Here is a 17488-nt window from a genome sequence, read left to right as displayed (position 1 = left end):
CTTGAGCATTGCTTCACCTTCACCCACAGCAGATCTAAGTGGACCTTCACGGTCAGGCGGGCCGAGACTGCGGACATGACGCCTTCCGCCGCTGCCCGCCCGCGCCCCTTCGGCCGCGCCCTCTGTGCCATGATCACGCCGTTCACCGCCGACGGCGCCCTCGACCGGGAGACGGCCGCCGCGCACGCCGTCGCCCTGGTCGCGGGCGGCTGCGACGGGCTGGTGCTCAGCGGTACGACCGGCGAGTCCCCGACCACCTCCGACGGCGAGAAGGCGGAGCTGCTGCGCGCGGTACGCGACGCGGTCGGCCCGGACGTGCCGCTGGTGGCGGGCATCGGCACCGCGGACACCCGGCACACGATCGAGCTGGCGCACCAGGCGGAACGGGCGGGCGCGGACGGGCTCCTGGTGGTGACCCCGTACTACAGCAGGCCCCCGCAGGCGGCCGTGGAGGCGCACTTCCGGCGAATCGCGGACGCGGCGGGCCTGCCGGTGATGCTGTACGACATCCCCGGCCGTACCGGCACCCGCATCGAGCCGGAAACGATGCTCAGGCTCGCGGAGCACCCCCGCATCGTGGCCGTGAAGGACTGCTCCCAGGACCTGCTGACGGCGACCCGGGTGATCGCCGCCGGCGGGCTCGCCTACTACTCGGGCTGCGAGGAGCTGAATCTGCCGCTGTACGCGGTGGGCGGCGCCGGGTACGTCAGCACGGTCGCCAACGTGGTGCCGGGCCGGATGCGGGCGGTGCTGGACGCGTTCGACGCCGGGGACACCGCCGGGGCCGCCCGGCTGAACGCGCGGCTGGCCCCGCTGACCGCGCTGATGATGGCTTCCGGGCTGCCCGGCACCGTGACCGCGAAGGCGCTGCTGGCGGCGGGCCCCGTCCGCGAACCGCTGCAGCCCGCCGGGCGCGAGGCGTCCGACGGGCTGCGTGCGGCGTACGAGGAACTCCTCGTCGCTGCTTAGTCGTTGCTGTGCAGGACGTCGTTGAGGCCGCCCCAGACCGCGTTGTTCGGGCGGGCCTCGACGGCTCCGGTGACCGAGTTGCGGCGGAACAGGATGTTCGAGGCGCCGGAGAGCTCGCGTGCCTTGACCACCTGGCCGTCCGGCAGGGTGACCCGGGTGCCGGCGGTGACGTACAGACCGGCCTCCACGACGCACTCGTCGCCGAGCGCGATGCCGACCCCGGCCTCCGCGCCGACCAGGCAGCGCTCGCCGATCACGATGCGCTCCTTGCCGCCGCCGGAGAGCGTGCCCATCGTGGAGGCGCCGCCGCCGATGTCCGAGCCGTCACCGATGACGACGCCGGCGGAGATGCGGCCCTCGACCATGGAGGTGCCGAGCGTGCCGGCGTTGAAGTTGACGAAGCCCTCGTGCATCACGGTCGTGCCGGAGGCGAGGTGCGCGCCGAGGCGCACCCGGTCGGCGTCGGCGATCCGCACGCCCTTCGGCGCCACGTAGTCCGTCATGCGGGGGAACTTGTCGACGGAGGTGACCTGGAGGTGCAGGCCCTCGGCGCGGGCGTTGAGCCGCACCTTCTCCAGGTCGTCCACGGCGACCGGGCCGAGCGAGGTCCAGGCGACGTTGGCGAGGTGGCCGAAGATGCCGTCCAGATTCTGCCCGTGCGGCTGGACCAGGCGGTGCGAGAGCAGGTGCAGGCGCAGGTAGACGTCGTGGGCGTCGAGCGGCTTGTCGTCCAGCGAGGCGATGACCGTGCGCACGGCGACGACCTCGACCCCGCGGCGGGCGTCGACGCCGATGGCCTTGGCGGCGCCCTCGCCGAGCAGGTTGACGGCCTGGTCGGGGCTGAGCCGCCCGGTTCCGGCGGGGCCGGGCTCGGCGGTCAGCTCGGGGGCGGGGAACCAGGTGTCGAGGACGGCACCGTCGCCGGCGATGGTGGCGAGGCCGGCGGCGACGGCGCCGGTGGTACGGGTGGAAGTCGTGTCGGTCATGACCAGAAACCTAACCGGACCGGGGCCGCGCGGGCGAACCCGTCCCAGCCTCCGGGCGGCGCGCCGCCGGGACCGGCGCGGGAGACCCGGGCAGCCGCCGGGCCGCTGATCGAGGCGCCCGCGACACGCCCGCACGAGCAGGCGGCCTTCGCGGCTGACCCCGGTGGTGGACCGGGACCGTACGGGTCCGCGAGGTGCTGTACCCGAGGACAGCGTGCGGGCGGCGGTGGAGGGCGCGGGCAGCCGCTGACCCGTACGGGGGACAGCCCCCGACCAGGCCGGGGGCCTCCGCCAATGCGCGCGGGCCCGCTGGCGCGAAAAGCTCAAGTAGCCAAGAAAGCACCTGAGTTGGAGAGGCCCATGACCGCACCCGCCCCCTCGCCCGCCTTCCCCGCCCGCCGCTCCCGCGTGCTCCTGCGCACCGTCGCGGCGGCCGCCTGCTGCGGGCTGCTGCTAAGCGGCCCGGCCGCCCTGGCCGCTCCGGCCCCCGCCTCCCCCACGCACGCCGCGCCCGTCGATGCGGCCGGCCGGGGCACCCTGGTCTCCGCCGAGCGGCTGTACACCCTGACCACCCCGCAGGCCGTCACCGCCGACCTGACCGCGGCCGGGTTCGGCGCGGACACCGTCCGGTACGGCGTCGTCGCCTACCGGCTCGTCTACCGGACCGTCGACGCGCACGGCCGGCCCACCACGGCGAGCGGGCTCGTCGCCGTGCCGCTGCGCGGAGCGCCCCGGCTGCGCGCCGTCTCCTTCGCCCACGGCACCGGCAGCCACAGGGACGACGCCCCGTCCGCCCAGCGCGCCGCCTTCGTCTCCGCACCGGTGATCGCGCACGCCTCGGCCGGGTCCTTCGCGGTCGCGCCCGACTACCTCGGCCTCGGCACCGGTCCCGGCCTCCACCCCTGGATGGACATCGGCTCCGAGACCACCGCGTCGCTGGACCTCCTCCGGGCCGCCCGCGCCTTCGCACCCCGCACCGGGCACGTCCTGGACCGCGAGGTCATGGTCACCGGCTTCTCGCAGGGTGCTTCGGCGGCCCTCGGGCTCGGCCGGGCGCTCCAGGCGGGCGAGGACCACTGGTTCCGGCTCGGCGCGCTGGCGCCGGTCAGCGGGGCGTACGACTTCGGCGGCGCGGAGCTGCGCGCGCTCCTCGCGGGCAAGCTGGACGCCAAGTCGAGCGTGGTCTACGCCGCGTACACCCTGGTCGCCTTCAACCGCCTGCACCCGGTCTACGAGGACCCGGGTGAGGTGTTCCGGGAGCCCTACGCCTCCACCGTGGAGGCCCTTTTCGACGGCGCGCACACCGGCCAGGAGCTGATGGCGGGCACCCCGGGGACGCTGGACGAGCTGCTGACCGCGCACGGCCGCGCCCTCCTCGCGCACCCGACGGGCGGCCTGGCCGAGGCGCTGCGGACCACCGACGCGGTCTGCGCGGACTGGACCCCGCGCGCCCCGGTCCGCCTTTACATGGCCTCCGGCGACGAGCAGGCGACGACCGGAAACACGGCGATCTGCCACGCGGCGCTGGCCGGGAACGGGGTGCACGCCCCGGTCACGGACCTCGGCGCGGCCGACTACCACGGCTCGCGCCACCTGGGGTCGAACGTAGCGGCCACCCCGCGCATCGTCCGCTGGTTCGCCGGGCTCTCCCGGCGCTGACACCCTCTCAGCGCGCGACCCGGCCCAGCATCTCGCGGGCGTACGCCTCGTCGTAGGCGCCGCCCGTGAGCAGCACCTGGATGCAGATGCCGTCCATCAGGGCGACCAGGGCGCGTGCGGTGGCCGCATCGGTGCGCGGCCGGAGCAGGGCGGTCACCTCGTCGGTCCACTCGGCGGCGACCGGGCGCAGCGCGGGCCTGCGCACTGCGGCGAGATACAGCTCGTACTCCAGCTCGGCCCGGCCGCGCCCGCCCGCGAAGAACTCCCCGAGCAGCCGGGCGAGTTCGGTGGCGAGGTCCGCGTCCGGGTCGGCGAGGTCGGCGCTCTCGCGCAGGACGGCGGCGAAGTTCTCGTTGGTCCGGCGCAGGGCGGCGATCAGCAGTTCGTCCAGCGAGGCGAAGTGGTACGTGGTCGAGCCCAGCGGCACATCGGCCTCGGCGGCGACGGAGCGGTGGCTCAGCCCGGCGATGCCCCGCTCGCCGGCCACCCGGATCGCCGCGTCGATGATCCGGTCGCGCCGCTCGGGGTCGTACCGCCGGGCCATCAGTGCGCCCCGCCCAGGTTGAGCACCACCACACCGGCGATGACCAGCAGGACGCCGAGCGCCTTGAGCGGCGTGGCGGACTCGCCCAGGAAGAACATCCCGATGAGGGCCACGGCCGCGGTGCCGACGCCCGCCCAGATCGCGTAGGCGGTGCCGACGGACAGGGTCTTGAGGGTCTGGGCGAGCAGGGAGAAGGCCAGGAGGTAGCCGGCGACGGTGATCAGCGAGGGCCAGAGCCGGGTGAATCCCTCGCTGTACTTCATGGCGGTCGTCCCCGCCACCTCCGCCGCGATGGCCGCGGCGAGCAGTCCGTATCCCATGTGTACGAGTGTACGCAACGCCTTGCCGCTACCGTGGTCCGTTCAGTACATGATCGAACAGACGGGCGGGAGCAGCAGTGGCGCAGGACGCAGGGTGGGGCGGCTGGGGTGGCGGTGGCTGGGCGCCGCCGAAGCCGGGGGTCATACCCCTGGGACCGTTGAGGCTCGGGGACATATTCAACGGCGCGTTCTCGACGCTGGGCCGCTACGGCAAGCAGCTCTTCGCGGTGGGCGCGGCGCTGTACGGCGGGGCCCTGGTCGTGCTGGGCGTGGCGGTCGCCGTCGCGTACGGGGCGGTCTCGGACCATCTCGACCGGCTGTTCGATCTGGACGAGGGCGAGAGCGCCGCCTCGGGGGACGTGGTCCCGGTGATCGTCGCCTTCGGCGTGGTCGTGCTGCTCGGCTTCCTCGCGATGGTGATCGCCTCGGCCGTGGTCTACGCGGCGGTACCGGCGCTCCTCCAGGACGCGGTGCTGGGCCGGCCGACGACGTTCTCCGCGGTCTGGCGGCGGGCCTGGGCGCGGACGCCCGCGGTGATCGGCACGCTTCTGCTGACCGGGCTGATCACGATGGTGCCGATGGCGCTGGCGGTGGGCGCGCTCACCGCGGGCATCATCGCCGCGGTCGCCACGGACGGCGGCGGGGGCGCGGTGACGCTGATCGTCGTGGGCGCGGTCTGCTTCCTCGCCTTCATCCCGCTGATCCTCTGGCTCTGGGTGCGGCTGGCGCTCGCCCCCTCGGCCGCCGTCTTCGAGAACCAGGGCCCCCTGGCCTCGCTCCGCCGCTCGGCCCTGCTGGTGCGCGGCGACTGGTGGCGGATCTTCGGCATGATGCTCCTCGCGGGCCTCATCTCCTCCGCGGTGAGCTACATCATCCAACTGCCGTTCAACTTCCTCGGCATGTTCACCGGCGCGATGGGCTCCACCGCCGTGGACGAGCACACGCACCCGGCCGCGATCATCACCGCCCTGGGCGGCTACCTGGTCCTCGCGGTGCTCGGCCAGCTCGTGGGCCAGCTGGTCGTCGCCGTGTTCCCGCCGCTGATCACGGGGCTGCTGTACGTGGACCGGCGCATCCGCACCGAGAACCTGGCCCCGGTCCTCACCGAGGCCGCCGGCGTACCGCCGCGGTACACGCCCTAGTCGGTCAGCGTCTTCTTCGGGCGCAGTACGCAGAACTCGTTGCCCTCGGGATCGGCCAGCACCACCCACGTCACGTCCGACGGCTGGCCGACCTCGATGCGCCGGGCCCCGAGCGCGGTCAGCCGTTCGACCTCGGCGGCCTGGTCGTCCGGGGAGAGGTCGATGTGCAGCCGGTTCTTGACCGCCTTGTCCTCGGGCACGGACAGGAAGCAGATGCCGGGCAGCGCGGTCTCGTCGGCGCCGATGACGATCTCGTCCTCGTCCTCGTAGAGCACCCGCCAGTCCAGGGCGGCACACCAGAAGCGCGCCTGGGCGGGGAGATCGTGGGCGTCGACGGCGAGCTGATAGAAGCGAAGGGCCATGGGCCCAGTCTGCCCCGCGGCTCGTGCGCCCACAATGCCGAAACGGCCCCGGCGGGCAGCCGGGGCCGTTTCGGTTCGTACGCGGAGGCTCAGACGTTGAAGCCCAGCGCGCGCAGCTGCTCGCGGCCGTCGTCCGTGATCTTGTCGGGGCCCCACGGCGGCATCCAGACCCAGTTGATCCGGAGCTCGTTGACGATGCCGTCCGTCGCGGACTTCGCCTGGTCCTCGATGACATCGGTCAGCGGACAGGCCGCGGACGTCAGGGTCATGTCGAGGGTGGCGATGTTGGCGTCATCGATGTGGATGCCGTAGATCAGCCCCAGGTTGACGACGTCGATGCCCAGCTCGGGGTCGACCACGTCGTACAGCGCTTCGCGGACCTCCTCCTCGGAGGCGGGCTTGGTCGTCACGGTCTCGTTGTCGCTCATGCGGTCTTCCCTTCGGACAGCGCCTGCGCCGTCGCGTCCTTCCACGCCATCCAGCTCAGCAGCGCGCATTTCACCCGGGCCGGGTACTTCGAGACACCGGCGAACGCGACCGCGTCCTCCAGCACCTCTTCCATCGCGTCGTCGGGCTCCAGCTGCCCCTTCGACTGCATCAGTTCCAGGAACGCGGCCTGGATCTTCTGCGCCTCGCCCAGTTCCTTGCCGACCAGCAGCTCGTTCAGCACGGAGGCGCTGGCCTGGCTGATGGAGCAGCCCTGGCCCTCGTAGCTCACGTCGGCGATGGTCTCGCCGTCGTACCGCACCCGCAGCGTGATCTCGTCACCACACGTCGGATTGACGTGGTGCACCTCGGCGTCGCCGTCCCGCAGACCGCGCCCGTGCGGGTGCTTGTAGTGGTCCAGGATCACTTCCTGGTACATGGAATCCAGCTTCACGAGTTCAATCCCCAGCCGCGTCTAGGCGAAAAAATTCCGGACGTGTTCCAGGCCGTCCACCAGGGCGTCGACCTCGGCGGGCGTGGAGTACAGATAGAACGACGCTCGCGTCGTCGCAGGAATTCCGTACCGCAGGCAGACCGGGCGGGCGCAGTGGTGGCCGACCCGGACCGCGATGCCCTGTTCGTCCAGCACCTGCCCCACGTCGTGCGGATGGATGTCGCCGAGCGTGAAGGAGATCGTCGCGCCGCGGTCCTCCGCGGTGGCCGGGCCGATGATCCGCAGGTCCGGCACCTCCAGGAGCCGCTTCACCGCGTAGGCGGTGATGGCCTGCTCATGGCGGTGGATGTTCTCCATGCCGATCGCCGAGAGGTAGTCCACGGCCGCGCCGAGGCCGACGGCCTGGGCGATCGGGGGCGTACCGGCCTCGAACTTGTGCGGCGCGGGGGCGTAGGTCGAGGAGTGCATCGACACGGTCTCGATCATCTCGCCGCCGCCCAGGAACGGCGGCAGGTCCTCCAGGAGTTCCTGCCGTCCCCAGAGGACGCCGATGCCGGTCGGGCCGACCATCTTGTGACCGGTGAAGGCCACGAAGTCGGCCTGGAGCGCCTGCACGTCGAGCACCATGTGCGGGGCCGCCTGGGAGGCGTCGACGCAGACGAGCGCACCGACCTCCTGGGCGCGGCGGACGATCTGCTCGACCGGGTTGTGCGTGCCCATGATGTTCGAGACCAGCGTGAAGGAGACGATCTTCGTCTTCTCGGTGATGATCTCGTCGATGTTGGACAGGTCGAGCCGGCCGTCGTCGGTGATGCCGAACCACTTCAGCTTCGCGCCCGTGCGCTGCGAGAGCAGCTGCCAGGGAACGATGTTGGAGTGGTGCTCCATCTCCGTGGTGACGATCTCGGTCTCGTGGTCGACCCGGTAGGGCTCGTCGGCCCAGCCGAGCATGTTGGCCACGAGGTTCAGCGACTCCGAGGCGTTCTTCGTGAAGATGACCTCGTTGCGGCTGGGCGCGTTGATGAAGGCGGCGACCTTGTCGCGGGCGCCCTCGTACAGCGCCGTGGCCTCCTCCGCGATCGTGTACACGCCCCGGTGCACATTGGCGTTGTGGCGCTCGTAGTACTCGTTGAGGGCGTCGAGGACCTGGCGCGGCTTCTGCGAGGTCGCCGCGCTGTCCAGGTACACGATCTTCTTGCCGTCGTGGACCGTGCGGTCCAGGAGGGGGAAGTCCTTGCGGATCGCCTCGGTGTCGAGGAGGCCCGGCAGATATGTCACGCGGCAGCGCCACCCTTCACGTATGCCTCGTAGCCCTCGTTCTCCAGCTTGTCGGCCAGCTCGGCGCCGCCGGACTCGGCGATCCGGCCGTTGGCGAACACGTGGACGAAGTCGGGCTTGATGTACCGGAGGATCCGGGTGTAGTGCGTGATCAGCAGCGTGCCGACCTCGCCGGACTCACGGACCCGGTTGACGCCCTCGGAGACGACGCGCAGGGCGTCGACGTCCAGACCGGAGTCGGTCTCGTCCAGGATGGCGACCTTCGGCTTGAGGAGCTCCAGCTGAAGGATCTCGTGGCGCTTCTTCTCACCGCCGGAGAAGCCCTCGTTGACGTTGCGCTCGGCGAAGGACGGGTCCATCTGGAGGCCGGCCATCGTCTCCTTGACCTCCTTCACCCAGGTACGCAGCTTGGGCGCCTCGCCGCGGACGGCGGTGGCGGAGGTACGCAGGAAGTTGGAGACCGAGACACCGGGGATCTCGACCGGGTACTGCATGGCGAGGAACAGGCCGGCGCGGGCCCGCTCGTCCACGGACATCTCCAGGACGTCCTCGCCGTCCAGGGTCACCGTGCCGCTGGTGATCGTGTACTTGGGGTGGCCTGCGAGGGAGTACGCGAGGGTGGACTTGCCGGACCCGTTGGGGCCCATGATGGCGTGGGTCTCGCCCTGCTTCACGGTCAGGTCGACGCCCTTGAGGATCTCCTTCGTGGCGTTGTCGGCCTCGACGGAGACGTGCAGGTCGCGGATTTCAAGCGTTGCCATGGGTGACTCAGGACTCCTGGGTGACGGAGACGAGCACATCGTCCCCTTCGATCTTGACGGGGTATACGGGGACGGGGCGCGTCGCGGGAAGGCCGGACGGCTTGCCGGTGCGCAGGTCGAAGCTCGATCCGTGCAGCCAGCACTCGATCATGCAGTCCTCGACCTCGCCCTCGGACAGCGAGACGTTCGCGTGCGAGCAGATGTCGTTGATCGCGAACACCTCGCCCTCGGTGCGGACGACGGAGACCGGCGTGCCGTCGAGCTCCACCCGCTTGGGGGTGTCGTCCTCCAGCTCGCTCAGCGCACAGGCTTTGACGAAGGCCATCAGACCGACGCCTCCAGCTCGGCCTCGATCTTGTCGAGCAGCCGGGCCTCGACGTCCGGCAGACCGATCTGCTGGACCAGCTCGGCGAAGAAGCCGCGCACGACGAGGCGGCGGGCCTCCTCGGCCGGGATGCCCCGGGACTGGAGGTAGAACAGCTGCTCGTCGTCGAAGCGGCCGGTCGCGGAGGCGTGGCCGGCGCCGACGATCTCGCCGGTCTCGATCTCCAGGTTCGGCACGGAGTCGACCCGCGCGCCGTCCGTGAGGACCAGGTTGCGGTTCATCTCGTAGGTGTCGGTGCCCTCGGCGGCGGCCTGGATGAGCACGTCGCCGATCCACACCGCGTGCGCCTCGTCGCCCTGGAGCGCGCCCTTGTAGGCCACGTTGGACTTGCAGTGCGGGGTGTTGTGGTCGACCAGGAGGCGGTGCTCCTGGTGCTGGCCCTTGTCGGTGAAGTACAGGCCGAACAGCTCGGCCTCGCCGCCGGTGCCCGCGTACGCGATCCGGGGGTGCAGCCGGACCACGTCGCCGCCGAAGGTGACGACCACGGACTTGAACGAGGCGTCCCGGCCGACCAGCGCGTTGTGCTGGCCGACGTGGACCGCGCGCTCGTCCCAGTCCTGCACGGAGACGACGGTCAGCTTGGCGCCGTCGCCCAGCACGTAGTCGACGTTGGCGGCGAGCACCGCGTCACCGGTGTGGTCGATGACGACGACGGCCTCGGCGAAGGCGCCCAGCTCCACGAGCTGGTGGCCGTAGGCGACACCGCCCTCGCCGTGCACGGCGATCCGGATCGGCTCGGTCAGCACGGCCTCCTTGGGCACCGTGACGACGTGGGCCTGCTCGAAGGACGAGTACGCCTGCGCGGCCACCCGGTCGACCGGCTTGCCGGCCTTGCCCAGCCGGGCGTCGTCACGGCCGACGGTCTCCACCACGACGCCCTCGGGGGCCTCGATGGCGACCTTCACACCGCTGCCGGTCGCGACGGCGGTGCCGTCGTGCAGGCCGCGCAGCCGCTCCAGCGGGGTGAACCGCCACTCCTCCTCGCGGCCGTGCGGAACGGGGAAGTCCGCGACGTCGAAGGACGGCGGGGCGCTCATGCGCGTGGCGACGGTCGACTCCGCGGCCACCGCGATGGAACCGGCGGTGGTGGACCCCGCGGGGATGTTCTGAGCCTCAGCCATGGCTGTCGTAGTGCTCGCTTTCTCAGTCAACAAGTACTTCAGGACGTGTTCGGCGGCGTACTAGCCGACCGAACCCTCCATCTGCAGCTCGATCAGCCGGTTGAGCTCCAGGGCGTACTCCATCGGGAGCTCCTTGGCGATCGGCTCCACGAAGCCGCGCACGATCATCGCCATGGCCTCGAACTCGGTCATGCCGCGGCTCATCAGGTAGAAGAGCTGGTCCTCGGAGACCTTGGAGACGGTCGCCTCGTGGCCCATCGACACGTCGTCCTCGCGGACGTCGACGTACGGGTAGGTGTCGGACCGGGAGATCGTGTCCACGAGCAGCGCGTCGCAGAGGACGTTGGACTTCGCGCCCGGCGCACCCTCGCCGATCTCGATCAGGCCGCGGTAGGAGGTGCGGCCGCCGCCTCGCGCCACCGACTTGGAGACGATGTTGGACGAGGTGTTCGGGGCCATGTGGACCATCTTGGCGCCGGCGTCCTGGTGCTGGCCCTCACCCGCGAAGGCGATGGACAGGGTCTCGCCCTTGGCGTGCTCGCCCATCAGGTAGACGGCCGGGTACTTCATGGTGACCTTGGAGCCGATGTTGCCGTCGACCCACTCCATGGTCGCGCCCTCGTAGGCCACGGCGCGCTTGGTGACCAGGTTGTAGACGTTGTTCGACCAGTTCTGGATCGTCGTGTAGCGGCAGCGGCCGCCCTTCTTCACGATGATCTCGACCACCGCGGAGTGCAGCGAGTCGGAGGAGTAGATCGGGGCCGTGCAGCCCTCGACGTAGTGGACGTAGGCGTCCTCGTCCACGATGATCAGCGTGCGCTCGAACTGGCCCATGTTCTCCGTGTTGATACGGAAGTACGCCTGGAGCGGGATCTCCACGTGCACGCCCTTCGGCACGTAGATGAACGAGCCGCCGGACCACACGGCCGAGTTCAGCGAGGCGAACTTGTTGTCACCGACGGGGATGACGGTGCCGAAGTACTCCTTGAAGAGCTCCGGGTGCTCCTTCAGCGCGGTGTCGGTGTCCATGAAGATGACACCCTGCGCCTCCAGCTCCTCGTTGATCTGGTGGTAGACGACCTCGGACTCGTACTGCGCGGCGACGCCGGCGACGAGGCGCTGCTTCTCCGCCTCGGGGATGCCGAGCTTGTCGTACGTGTTCTTGATGTCCTCGGGCAGGTCCTCCCAGGACTCCGCCTGCTTCTCCGTCGAGCGGACGAAGTACTTGATGTTGTCGAAGTCGATGCCCGACAGGTCCGAGCCCCAGTTCGGCATGGGCTTCTTGCCGAAGAGCTTGAGGCCCTTGAGCCGCAGCTTCAGCATCCACTCGGGCTCGTTCTTCTTCTCCGAGATGTCGCGGACGACGGCCTCGGAGAGGCCGCGCTTGGCCGCCGCGCCTGCCGCGTCGGAGTCGGCCCAGCCGAATTCGTACGTGCCCAGGCCATCGAGCTCAGGGTGGGCAGTCTCCGTGGGGAGCGTCATGCGGGGTTCCTCCCGGCCGTGCTTGCAGATGCTGAATCGGTGGTCTGTGGGGTGGGGTGTCCGCTGCGCGGAATGTACGTCGTGCACACCCCGTCGCCGTGGGCGATGGTGGCCAGACGCTGCACATGGGTCCCCAGGAGGCTGGAGAAGATCTCCGTCTCCGCCTCGCACAGCTGCGGGTACTGCTCGGCGACGTGCGCGACCGGGCAGTGGTGCTGGCACAGCTGCTCACCCTGCTGCGGGCCCGGCGCGCTGCGCGCCGTAGCAGCGTACCCGTCGGCGGACAGCGCCCTGGCCAGCGCCTCCGTACGGGCCTCGGGGTCCGCGGCATCGATCGCCGCGCGGTAGGCCGCCGACTGCTCGGCGGTCCTGGCCCGGGCGAACGCCATGACCGCATCGTCGCCCGCGGTCTCGGCGATCCAGCGCAGGGCGTCCGCGGCGAGCGTGTCGTAGGACTGGTCGAAGGCGTCCCGGCCGCAGTCGGTGAGGGCGAAGACCTTGGCCGGACGGCCCCGGGTCCGTGCCCCGTACACCCGCTGCTCGCGGGCCTCGACCACGCCGTCGCAGGCGAGCGCGTCGAGATGGCGGCGCACGGCGGCCTGGGTGAGCCTCAGCCGCTTCGCCAGCTCCGCGACGGTGGACGGGCCGTGGTCCAGGATGGACCGCGCGACGCGGTTGCGCGTCGAGCGCTCACCGGTCGCGAGTTCCTCCTGAGGAGCCTCGCCCGTGTATTTCACAACGCCATTGTTGCGTAATTCCTCCGGCCGTGACAACCACGGTCCGAAACGATCAACGGTGCCTTTCATCACTTAGGGTTACCTAATCAAGCCCCGGGGCCTGGTCTTCCCGGGCCGCTGCCTAGACTCGTCTGCCATGAACAGCGAGCCCCGCCCGGCCGTCCGGATCAGCGGCCTGGTGAAGCGGTACGGCGACAAGACCGCGGTGGACGGCCTCGACCTGGAGATCCCGGCCGGCGCGGTCACCGCCGTGCTCGGCCCCAACGGCGCCGGCAAGACCACCACCATCGAGACCTGCGAGGGCTACCGCCGCCCCGACGGCGGGACCGTCCGGGTCCTCGGCCTCGACCCCGTCGCCGACGCCGCGCGGCTGCGCCCCCGGATCGGCGTGATGCTCCAGTCCGGCGGGATCTACTCCGGCGCCCGCGCCGACGAGATGCTCCGCCACATGGCGAAGCTGCACGCCCACCCGCTCGACGTCGACGCCCTGACCGAGCGCCTCGGCCTCGGCTCCTGCGGCCGGACCTCCTACCGCAGGCTCTCCGGCGGCCAGCAGCAGCGGCTCGCCCTGGCCATGGCGGTCGTGGGCCGGCCCGAGCTGGTCTTCCTGGACGAGCCCACCGCCGGGCTCGACCCGCAGGCCCGCCGCTCCACCTGGGACCTGGTCCGGGAGCTGCGCGCCGACGGCGTGAGCGTGGTGCTCACCACCCACTTCATGGACGAGGCGGAGGAGCTCGCCGACGAGGTCGCCGTCATCGACGCCGGCCGGATCGTCGCCCAGGGCTCCCCCGAGGCCCTGTGCCGGAGCGGCGCCGAGAACACCCTGCGCTTCACCGGCCGCCCCGGGCTCGATCTCGGTTCGCTGCTCAAGGCGCTGCCCGACGGCACGCAGGCGGACGAACCGAGCTCCGGCACGTACCGCATCACCGGCGAGATCGACCCGCAGCTGCTGGCCACCGTCACCTCCTGGTGCGCGCAGCACGGCGTGATGCCCTCCGGCATCTCCGTCGAGCGCCACACCCTGGAGGACGTCTTCCTCGAACTGACCGGCAAGGAGCTGCGCGCATGAGCGCCGGTACGTACACCCCCCGGCCTGGCGCCGCCCCGCTGCCGCGCATGATCGCCGCGCAGACCGCGCTGGAGACGCGGATGCTGCTGCGCAACGGCGAGCAGCTGCTGCTGACCGTGGTCATCCCGACGCTGCTGCTCGTGCTGTTCAGCTCCGTGGACATCGTGGACACCGGCGCGGGCGAGCCGGTCGACTTCCTGACGCCCGGCGTGCTGGCGCTGGCCGTGATGTCGACCGCCTTCACCGGCCAGGCCATCGCCACCGGCTTCGAGCGGCGCTACGGGGTGCTCAAGCGGCTCGGCGCCTCACCGCTGCCCCGCTGGGCGCTGATGACGGCGAAGACCCTGTCCGTGCTGGTCACCGAGGTCCTCCAGGTGGTCCTGCTGACGGTGATCGCCTTCGTGCTCGGCTGGTCGCCGCACGGCAACCCCCTCTCCGTGCTGCTGCTCCTGGTGCTGGGGACCGCCGCCTTCTCGGGGCTCGGGCTGCTGATGGCCGGGACGCTGAAGGCGGAGGCGACCCTCGCCGCGGCCAACCTGGTCTTCCTGCTGCTCCTGGTGGGCGGCGGGGTGATCGTGCCGCTGGAGAAGTTCCCGGACGCGGTGCAGTCGGTGCTGGGCCTGCTGCCGATCGCGGCCCTCTCGGACGGGCTGCGGGACGTCCTCCAACACGGCGCCGGTATGCCGTGGGGCGACCTGGGCATCCTCGCGGTCTGGACGGTACTGGGGCTCGGCGCGGCGGCCCGCTTCTTCCGCTGGGAGTGACCCGGCAGACGCGTTCCGTCGCCGATACGCGTAACTCGTCCCCCTCGTGAAAGCTTGCACAAGCGGCGTCCTACCATGGTGCGCGTGCCCAAGCTGACCCGAGCCGAAGTCGCTCAAGCCCTGCGCAATCCGCTGCTGTACATCGCCGAGCGCTGGACGCCCGAGCCCCGGACGGTGCGCCGCGCGGCCATGTCCGCGGTCGTGATGGCCGTCCTCATCGTCGTGACCGGCGGCGCCGTCCGGCTCACCGGCTCCGGCCTCGGCTGCCCGACCTGGCCCAAGTGCACCGACGAGAGCCTGACGGCGACGAGCGCGATGGGCTTCCACGGCGCCATCGAGTTCGGCAACCGGATGCTCACGTACGTGCTGTGCGCGGCCGTCGGCTGGGCGATCATCGCGGCCCGGTCCGCGAAGCCCTGGCGGCGCGGTGTCACCCGGCTCGGCTGGGTCCAGTTCTGGATCGTGATGGGCAACGCGGTGCTCGGCGGCATCGTCGTGCTCGTCGGGCTGAACCCGTACACCGTCGCGGCGCACTTCCTGCTCTCCGCCGCGCTGCTCACGGTCGCCCTGATGACCTGGCAGCGGACCCGTGAGGGCGACGAGGCGCCGCGCCCCCTGGTCGGCAAGGCGGTCGCCCAGCTGGCCTGGCTGCTGGCCGTCGCGGCGGGCCTGCTGATCGCCGTGGGCACGGTGGTCACGGGCGCCGGACGGCACGCGGGCGACTCCAGCGACGTCCACCGCATCCCGATCGACTGGAAGACGGTCGCCCAGCTGCACGCGGACCTGGCCTGGGTCGTGGTGGCGCTGACCGTCGCGCTCTGGTTCGTCCTGAAGGCCGTGGACGCGCCGATCGGGCCACTGCACCGGACCCGGGAGCTGTTCCTGATCCTGATGAGCCAGGGAATCGTGGGCTACGTGCAATATTTCACCGACACCCCGGAGATCCTGGTCGGCGTGCACATGCTCGGCTCGTGCCTGGTGTGGACCGGGGTCGTACGCGTCATGCTGTCGCTGCGCGAGCGGCCGGTGGCCGTCGCCGGGGTTCCGGCACCGGCGGCCGCACAGGCGGAGCCCGCCGCGGCGGGCTGACGCGGGGGCACACACGAACGGACCGGGGCTCCCGCTCCGACGGCGCACAGCCGCGGAGCGGGAGCCCCGGTCCGTTTCTCCGGCCTCAGGCCGCGTTGGACGGGCCGCCGACCTGGATGCCGGCCATCCGGCTCCACTCGTACGGCCCCGTGCGCACCTTCGCCGCGAACTCGCCGTCGAAGGACTCGTGGAGCGTGATCCCGGACCGCTGCGCGGCGCTCTCGGCGATCTCGTACGAGGGGGCGACCAGATCGCCCCACGCGCCGTCCTCGCCCACCAGGACGATGCGGGCGCCCATCTGCCCGAGGTAGGCGAGCTGCCCCTCGGCGCCGCCGTGCGCCTTCGCGAAGGCACCGATCTGCTTGGCCAGCCGGGCCGCCCTGCGCTCCGCGCGCGCCGCCTGCCTGCCGTCCACCTGCTGGGTCTCAGCCTCTGCCGTCTCTGCCATGGACAGGATGCTACCGGCGGGTAGATCAACCGGCGACGGGCGGGGAGCGTGGCATCGGCCACGCTCCCCGCCCGTCGGACGGAACAGGGGTTCTACCGGAGGAAGGGGTCCACCGCCACGGCGACGAAGAGCAGCGACACATAGGTGATCGACCAGTGGAACAGCCGCATCTCCTTGAGCTTCGCGCCCGTCACCCCGGACTTGGCCCGGCTGAGCAGCCCGTGCGCCTCCCAGAGCCAGAAGCCGCCGGTCAGCAGCGCCACGGCCGTGTAGAACCAGCCGGTGTAGCCCAGCGGCGTGAGCAGCAGCGAGACGGCGACCATCACCCAGCTGTAGGCGACGATCTGGCGGGCGACCACCCGGTTGGACGCGATGACCGGGAGCATGGGGACGCCGACGCGCGCGTAGTCGTCCTTCACCTTCATCGACAGCGGCCAGTAGTGCGGCGGCGTCCAGAAGAAGATGACGGCGAAGAGGATCACCGCGGCCCAGGACATCTCGTTCGTCACGGCGGACCAGCCGATGAGGACCGGCATGCAGCCCGCGATGCCGCCCCAGACGATGTTCTGCGAGGTGCGGCGCTTCAGCAGCATCGTGTAGACCACGACGTAGAAGAGCAGGGCGCCCAGCGACAGCGCCGCCGACAGCCAGTTGACCAGCAGACCGAACCAGACCGTCGAGACCACCGCGAGGGTGATGCCGAAGGCCAGGCACTCGCGCGGGCTCACCATCCCGGTGACCAGCGGGCGCTGCGACGTACGGTCCATCAGCGCGTCGATGTCGCGGTCGATGTACATGTTCAGTGCATTGGCACCGCCGGCGGACAGATAGCCGCCGATGGTGGTAGTGAGCACGAGCCACAGGTCGGGTACACCCTGAGCGGCCAGGAACATCACCGGAACAGTGGTGATCAGCAACAGCTCGATGATCCGAGGCTTGGTCAGTGCCACGAATGCCTTGACACGGGCCCCGAACGGGCGTTGGCCCCCTGGGCTCGGAGTCAAGGCGACCCCTGCGGGTCGGGACTCGACGGCCGTCACGCACACCCCTGACAGAGAAATCCCAGCAAGCTCCGGGCGTGAGGGCCCGGTGAAGACTTGCGCGAACCCGACCACTGTAGACGTTGGGGACAGGCCGCCCTTCGCGGGGGTGGGGTCGTGTTGATGTGGCGCGGACGGCCGCCGCGGCCCGGCCGCGAGCCGTCTCGTACGCACGAGTGACGCACTGGTGTCGCAGGGCTCGCGCGACCCGCTTCCGGGGTCTCCGCAACCGGGCCCGGGGCCGCTCTTCGGAGCGCCCAGGAGTGGGTCTCCGCGCTCATCGGAGAAGCCCATCGGTGAGCCCTTCCGCTCATACGGGAGGCGGATTCCACGGGCCGCCCGCACCCTGGTAGGAGCCGGAAAACACGGGTACGGACGGGGGTAGGCTCGACAGCATCCGGTGCGGTCGAAGTCACCGGTCTACAACAGTTGGAGAGGAGCCCTGACTCAGG

General features: G+C 71.0%; 20 protein-coding genes. 6 read left to right on the top strand and 14 right to left on the bottom strand.

What is annotated here, in order from left to right; translation table 11 throughout:
• Positions 1-75 precede the first annotated feature (75 nt).
• Entirely contained in the window at positions 76-969 is an 894-nt protein-coding gene (gene dapA / locus OG867_RS25410) for a 4-hydroxy-tetrahydrodipicolinate synthase (RefSeq protein ID WP_406288764.1), read from the top strand.
• Here the strand turns inward: dapA and dapD are convergent.
• Positions 966-1955 carry a 2,3,4,5-tetrahydropyridine-2,6-dicarboxylate N-succinyltransferase gene (dapD, locus tag OG867_RS25405; protein ID WP_406288762.1) on the bottom strand — a complete coding sequence of 330 codons (990 nt, stop codon included), beginning with the start codon at positions 1953-1955 and terminating at the stop codon, positions 966-968. The two genes, dapA and dapD, sit on opposite strands and share 4 nt — an antisense overlap.
• Before the next feature lie 360 nt (positions 1956-2315).
• Between dapD and OG867_RS25400 the strand changes: the two genes are divergently transcribed.
• Complete coding sequence (locus tag OG867_RS25400) at positions 2316-3614, top strand: lipase (protein WP_406288760.1); 1299 nt, start codon at positions 2316-2318, stop codon at positions 3612-3614.
• Positions 3615-3621: 7 nt separating this feature from the next.
• Here the strand turns inward: OG867_RS25400 and OG867_RS25395 are convergent, their stop codons facing one another.
• Entirely contained in the window at positions 3622-4158 is a 537-nt protein-coding gene (locus OG867_RS25395) for a TetR/AcrR family transcriptional regulator (RefSeq protein WP_406288758.1), read from the bottom strand.
• Positions 4158-4478 carry a multidrug efflux SMR transporter gene (locus OG867_RS25390; RefSeq protein ID WP_018104631.1) on the bottom strand — a complete coding sequence of 107 codons (321 nt, stop codon included), beginning with the start codon at positions 4476-4478 and terminating at the stop codon, positions 4158-4160. Before OG867_RS25390 ends, OG867_RS25395 begins: the two co-directional genes overlap by 1 nt.
• A 77-nt stretch (positions 4479-4555) precedes the next feature.
• Here OG867_RS25390 and OG867_RS25385 point away from each other — a divergent pair, with 77 nt between their 5' ends.
• A complete protein-coding gene (locus tag OG867_RS25385) occupies positions 4556-5620 on the top strand; it encodes a hypothetical protein (protein ID WP_406288756.1) in 1065 nt (354 codons plus the stop codon).
• Here the strand turns inward: OG867_RS25385 and OG867_RS25380 are convergent.
• The 9 genes from OG867_RS25380 to OG867_RS25340 all read right to left on the bottom strand — a co-directional run bounded on the left by OG867_RS25380 (position 5617) and on the right by OG867_RS25340 (position 12626).
• Positions 5617-5982: a VOC family protein gene (locus OG867_RS25380; RefSeq protein WP_406288754.1), complete on the bottom strand. Its 366-nt coding sequence runs from the start codon at positions 5980-5982 to the stop codon at positions 5617-5619. The genes OG867_RS25385 and OG867_RS25380 overlap by 4 nt on opposite strands.
• An 89-nt stretch (positions 5983-6071) precedes the next feature.
• Complete coding sequence (locus OG867_RS25375) at positions 6072-6410, bottom strand: metal-sulfur cluster assembly factor (protein ID WP_018104628.1); 339 nt, start codon at positions 6408-6410, stop codon at positions 6072-6074.
• Entirely contained in the window at positions 6407-6862 is a 456-nt protein-coding gene (gene sufU, locus OG867_RS25370; RefSeq protein WP_073968341.1) for a Fe-S cluster assembly sulfur transfer protein SufU, read from the bottom strand. Before sufU ends, OG867_RS25375 begins: the two co-directional genes overlap by 4 nt.
• A gap of 21 nt (positions 6863-6883) precedes the next feature.
• The gene (locus OG867_RS25365) at positions 6884-8140 is read right to left on the bottom strand and encodes a cysteine desulfurase (RefSeq protein ID WP_328899618.1); all 1257 of its coding nucleotides are present in this window, start codon (positions 8138-8140) and stop codon (positions 6884-6886) included.
• Complete coding sequence (sufC, locus tag OG867_RS25360; protein WP_328899619.1) at positions 8137-8901, bottom strand: Fe-S cluster assembly ATPase SufC; 765 nt, start codon at positions 8899-8901, stop codon at positions 8137-8139. The genes OG867_RS25365 and sufC overlap by 4 nt, the downstream gene beginning before the upstream one ends.
• 7 nt (positions 8902-8908) lie before the next feature.
• The gene (locus tag OG867_RS25355) at positions 8909-9226 is read right to left on the bottom strand and encodes a bifunctional 3-phenylpropionate/cinnamic acid dioxygenase ferredoxin subunit (RefSeq protein ID WP_073720274.1); all 318 of its coding nucleotides are present in this window, start codon (positions 9224-9226) and stop codon (positions 8909-8911) included.
• Complete coding sequence (gene sufD, locus OG867_RS25350; RefSeq protein WP_328899620.1) at positions 9226-10407, bottom strand: Fe-S cluster assembly protein SufD; 1182 nt, start codon at positions 10405-10407, stop codon at positions 9226-9228. Before sufD ends, OG867_RS25355 begins: the two co-directional genes overlap by 1 nt.
• Before the next feature lie 60 nt (positions 10408-10467).
• Positions 10468-11889 carry a Fe-S cluster assembly protein SufB gene (sufB, locus tag OG867_RS25345; RefSeq protein ID WP_031094525.1) on the bottom strand — a complete coding sequence of 474 codons (1422 nt, stop codon included), beginning with the start codon at positions 11887-11889 and terminating at the stop codon, positions 10468-10470.
• On the bottom strand, positions 11886-12626 hold the full coding sequence (locus OG867_RS25340; protein WP_328899621.1) for a metalloregulator ArsR/SmtB family transcription factor: 741 nt from the start codon (positions 12624-12626) through the stop codon (positions 11886-11888). Before OG867_RS25340 ends, sufB begins: the two co-directional genes overlap by 4 nt.
• A gap of 136 nt (positions 12627-12762) precedes the next feature.
• Here OG867_RS25340 and OG867_RS25335 point away from each other — a divergent pair, with 136 nt between their 5' ends.
• From OG867_RS25335 to OG867_RS25325, 3 genes are all read left to right on the top strand, one after another.
• Positions 12763-13695, top strand: coding sequence for an ABC transporter ATP-binding protein (locus OG867_RS25335; RefSeq protein ID WP_328899622.1), 933 nt, complete (start codon positions 12763-12765; stop codon positions 13693-13695).
• On the top strand, positions 13692-14459 hold the full coding sequence (locus OG867_RS25330) for an ABC transporter permease (RefSeq protein WP_406288749.1): 768 nt from the start codon (positions 13692-13694) through the stop codon (positions 14457-14459). The genes OG867_RS25335 and OG867_RS25330 overlap by 4 nt, the downstream gene beginning before the upstream one ends.
• Before the next feature lie 75 nt (positions 14460-14534).
• Positions 14535-15548: a COX15/CtaA family protein gene (locus OG867_RS25325; RefSeq protein WP_406288746.1), complete on the top strand. Its 1014-nt coding sequence runs from the start codon at positions 14535-14537 to the stop codon at positions 15546-15548.
• Positions 15549-15633: 85 nt separating this feature from the next.
• Here OG867_RS25325 and OG867_RS25320 read toward each other — a convergent pair whose 3' ends face one another.
• Positions 15634-15996 carry a hypothetical protein gene (locus tag OG867_RS25320; protein WP_328899625.1) on the bottom strand — a complete coding sequence of 121 codons (363 nt, stop codon included), beginning with the start codon at positions 15994-15996 and terminating at the stop codon, positions 15634-15636.
• A gap of 92 nt (positions 15997-16088) precedes the next feature.
• The gene (locus OG867_RS25315) at positions 16089-17042 is read right to left on the bottom strand and encodes a heme o synthase (RefSeq protein ID WP_328899626.1); all 954 of its coding nucleotides are present in this window, start codon (positions 17040-17042) and stop codon (positions 16089-16091) included.
• Positions 17043-17488: the final 446 nt, after the last annotated feature.

The sequence above is a fragment of the Streptomyces sp. NBC_00209 genome (assembly GCF_045206345.1).
In the GTDB taxonomy this organism is placed as follows: domain Bacteria; phylum Actinomycetota; class Actinomycetes; order Streptomycetales; family Streptomycetaceae; genus Streptomyces.
The sequence above is the reverse complement of the archived record's forward strand: the minus strand, read 5'-3'. Positions and strand labels throughout refer to the sequence as shown.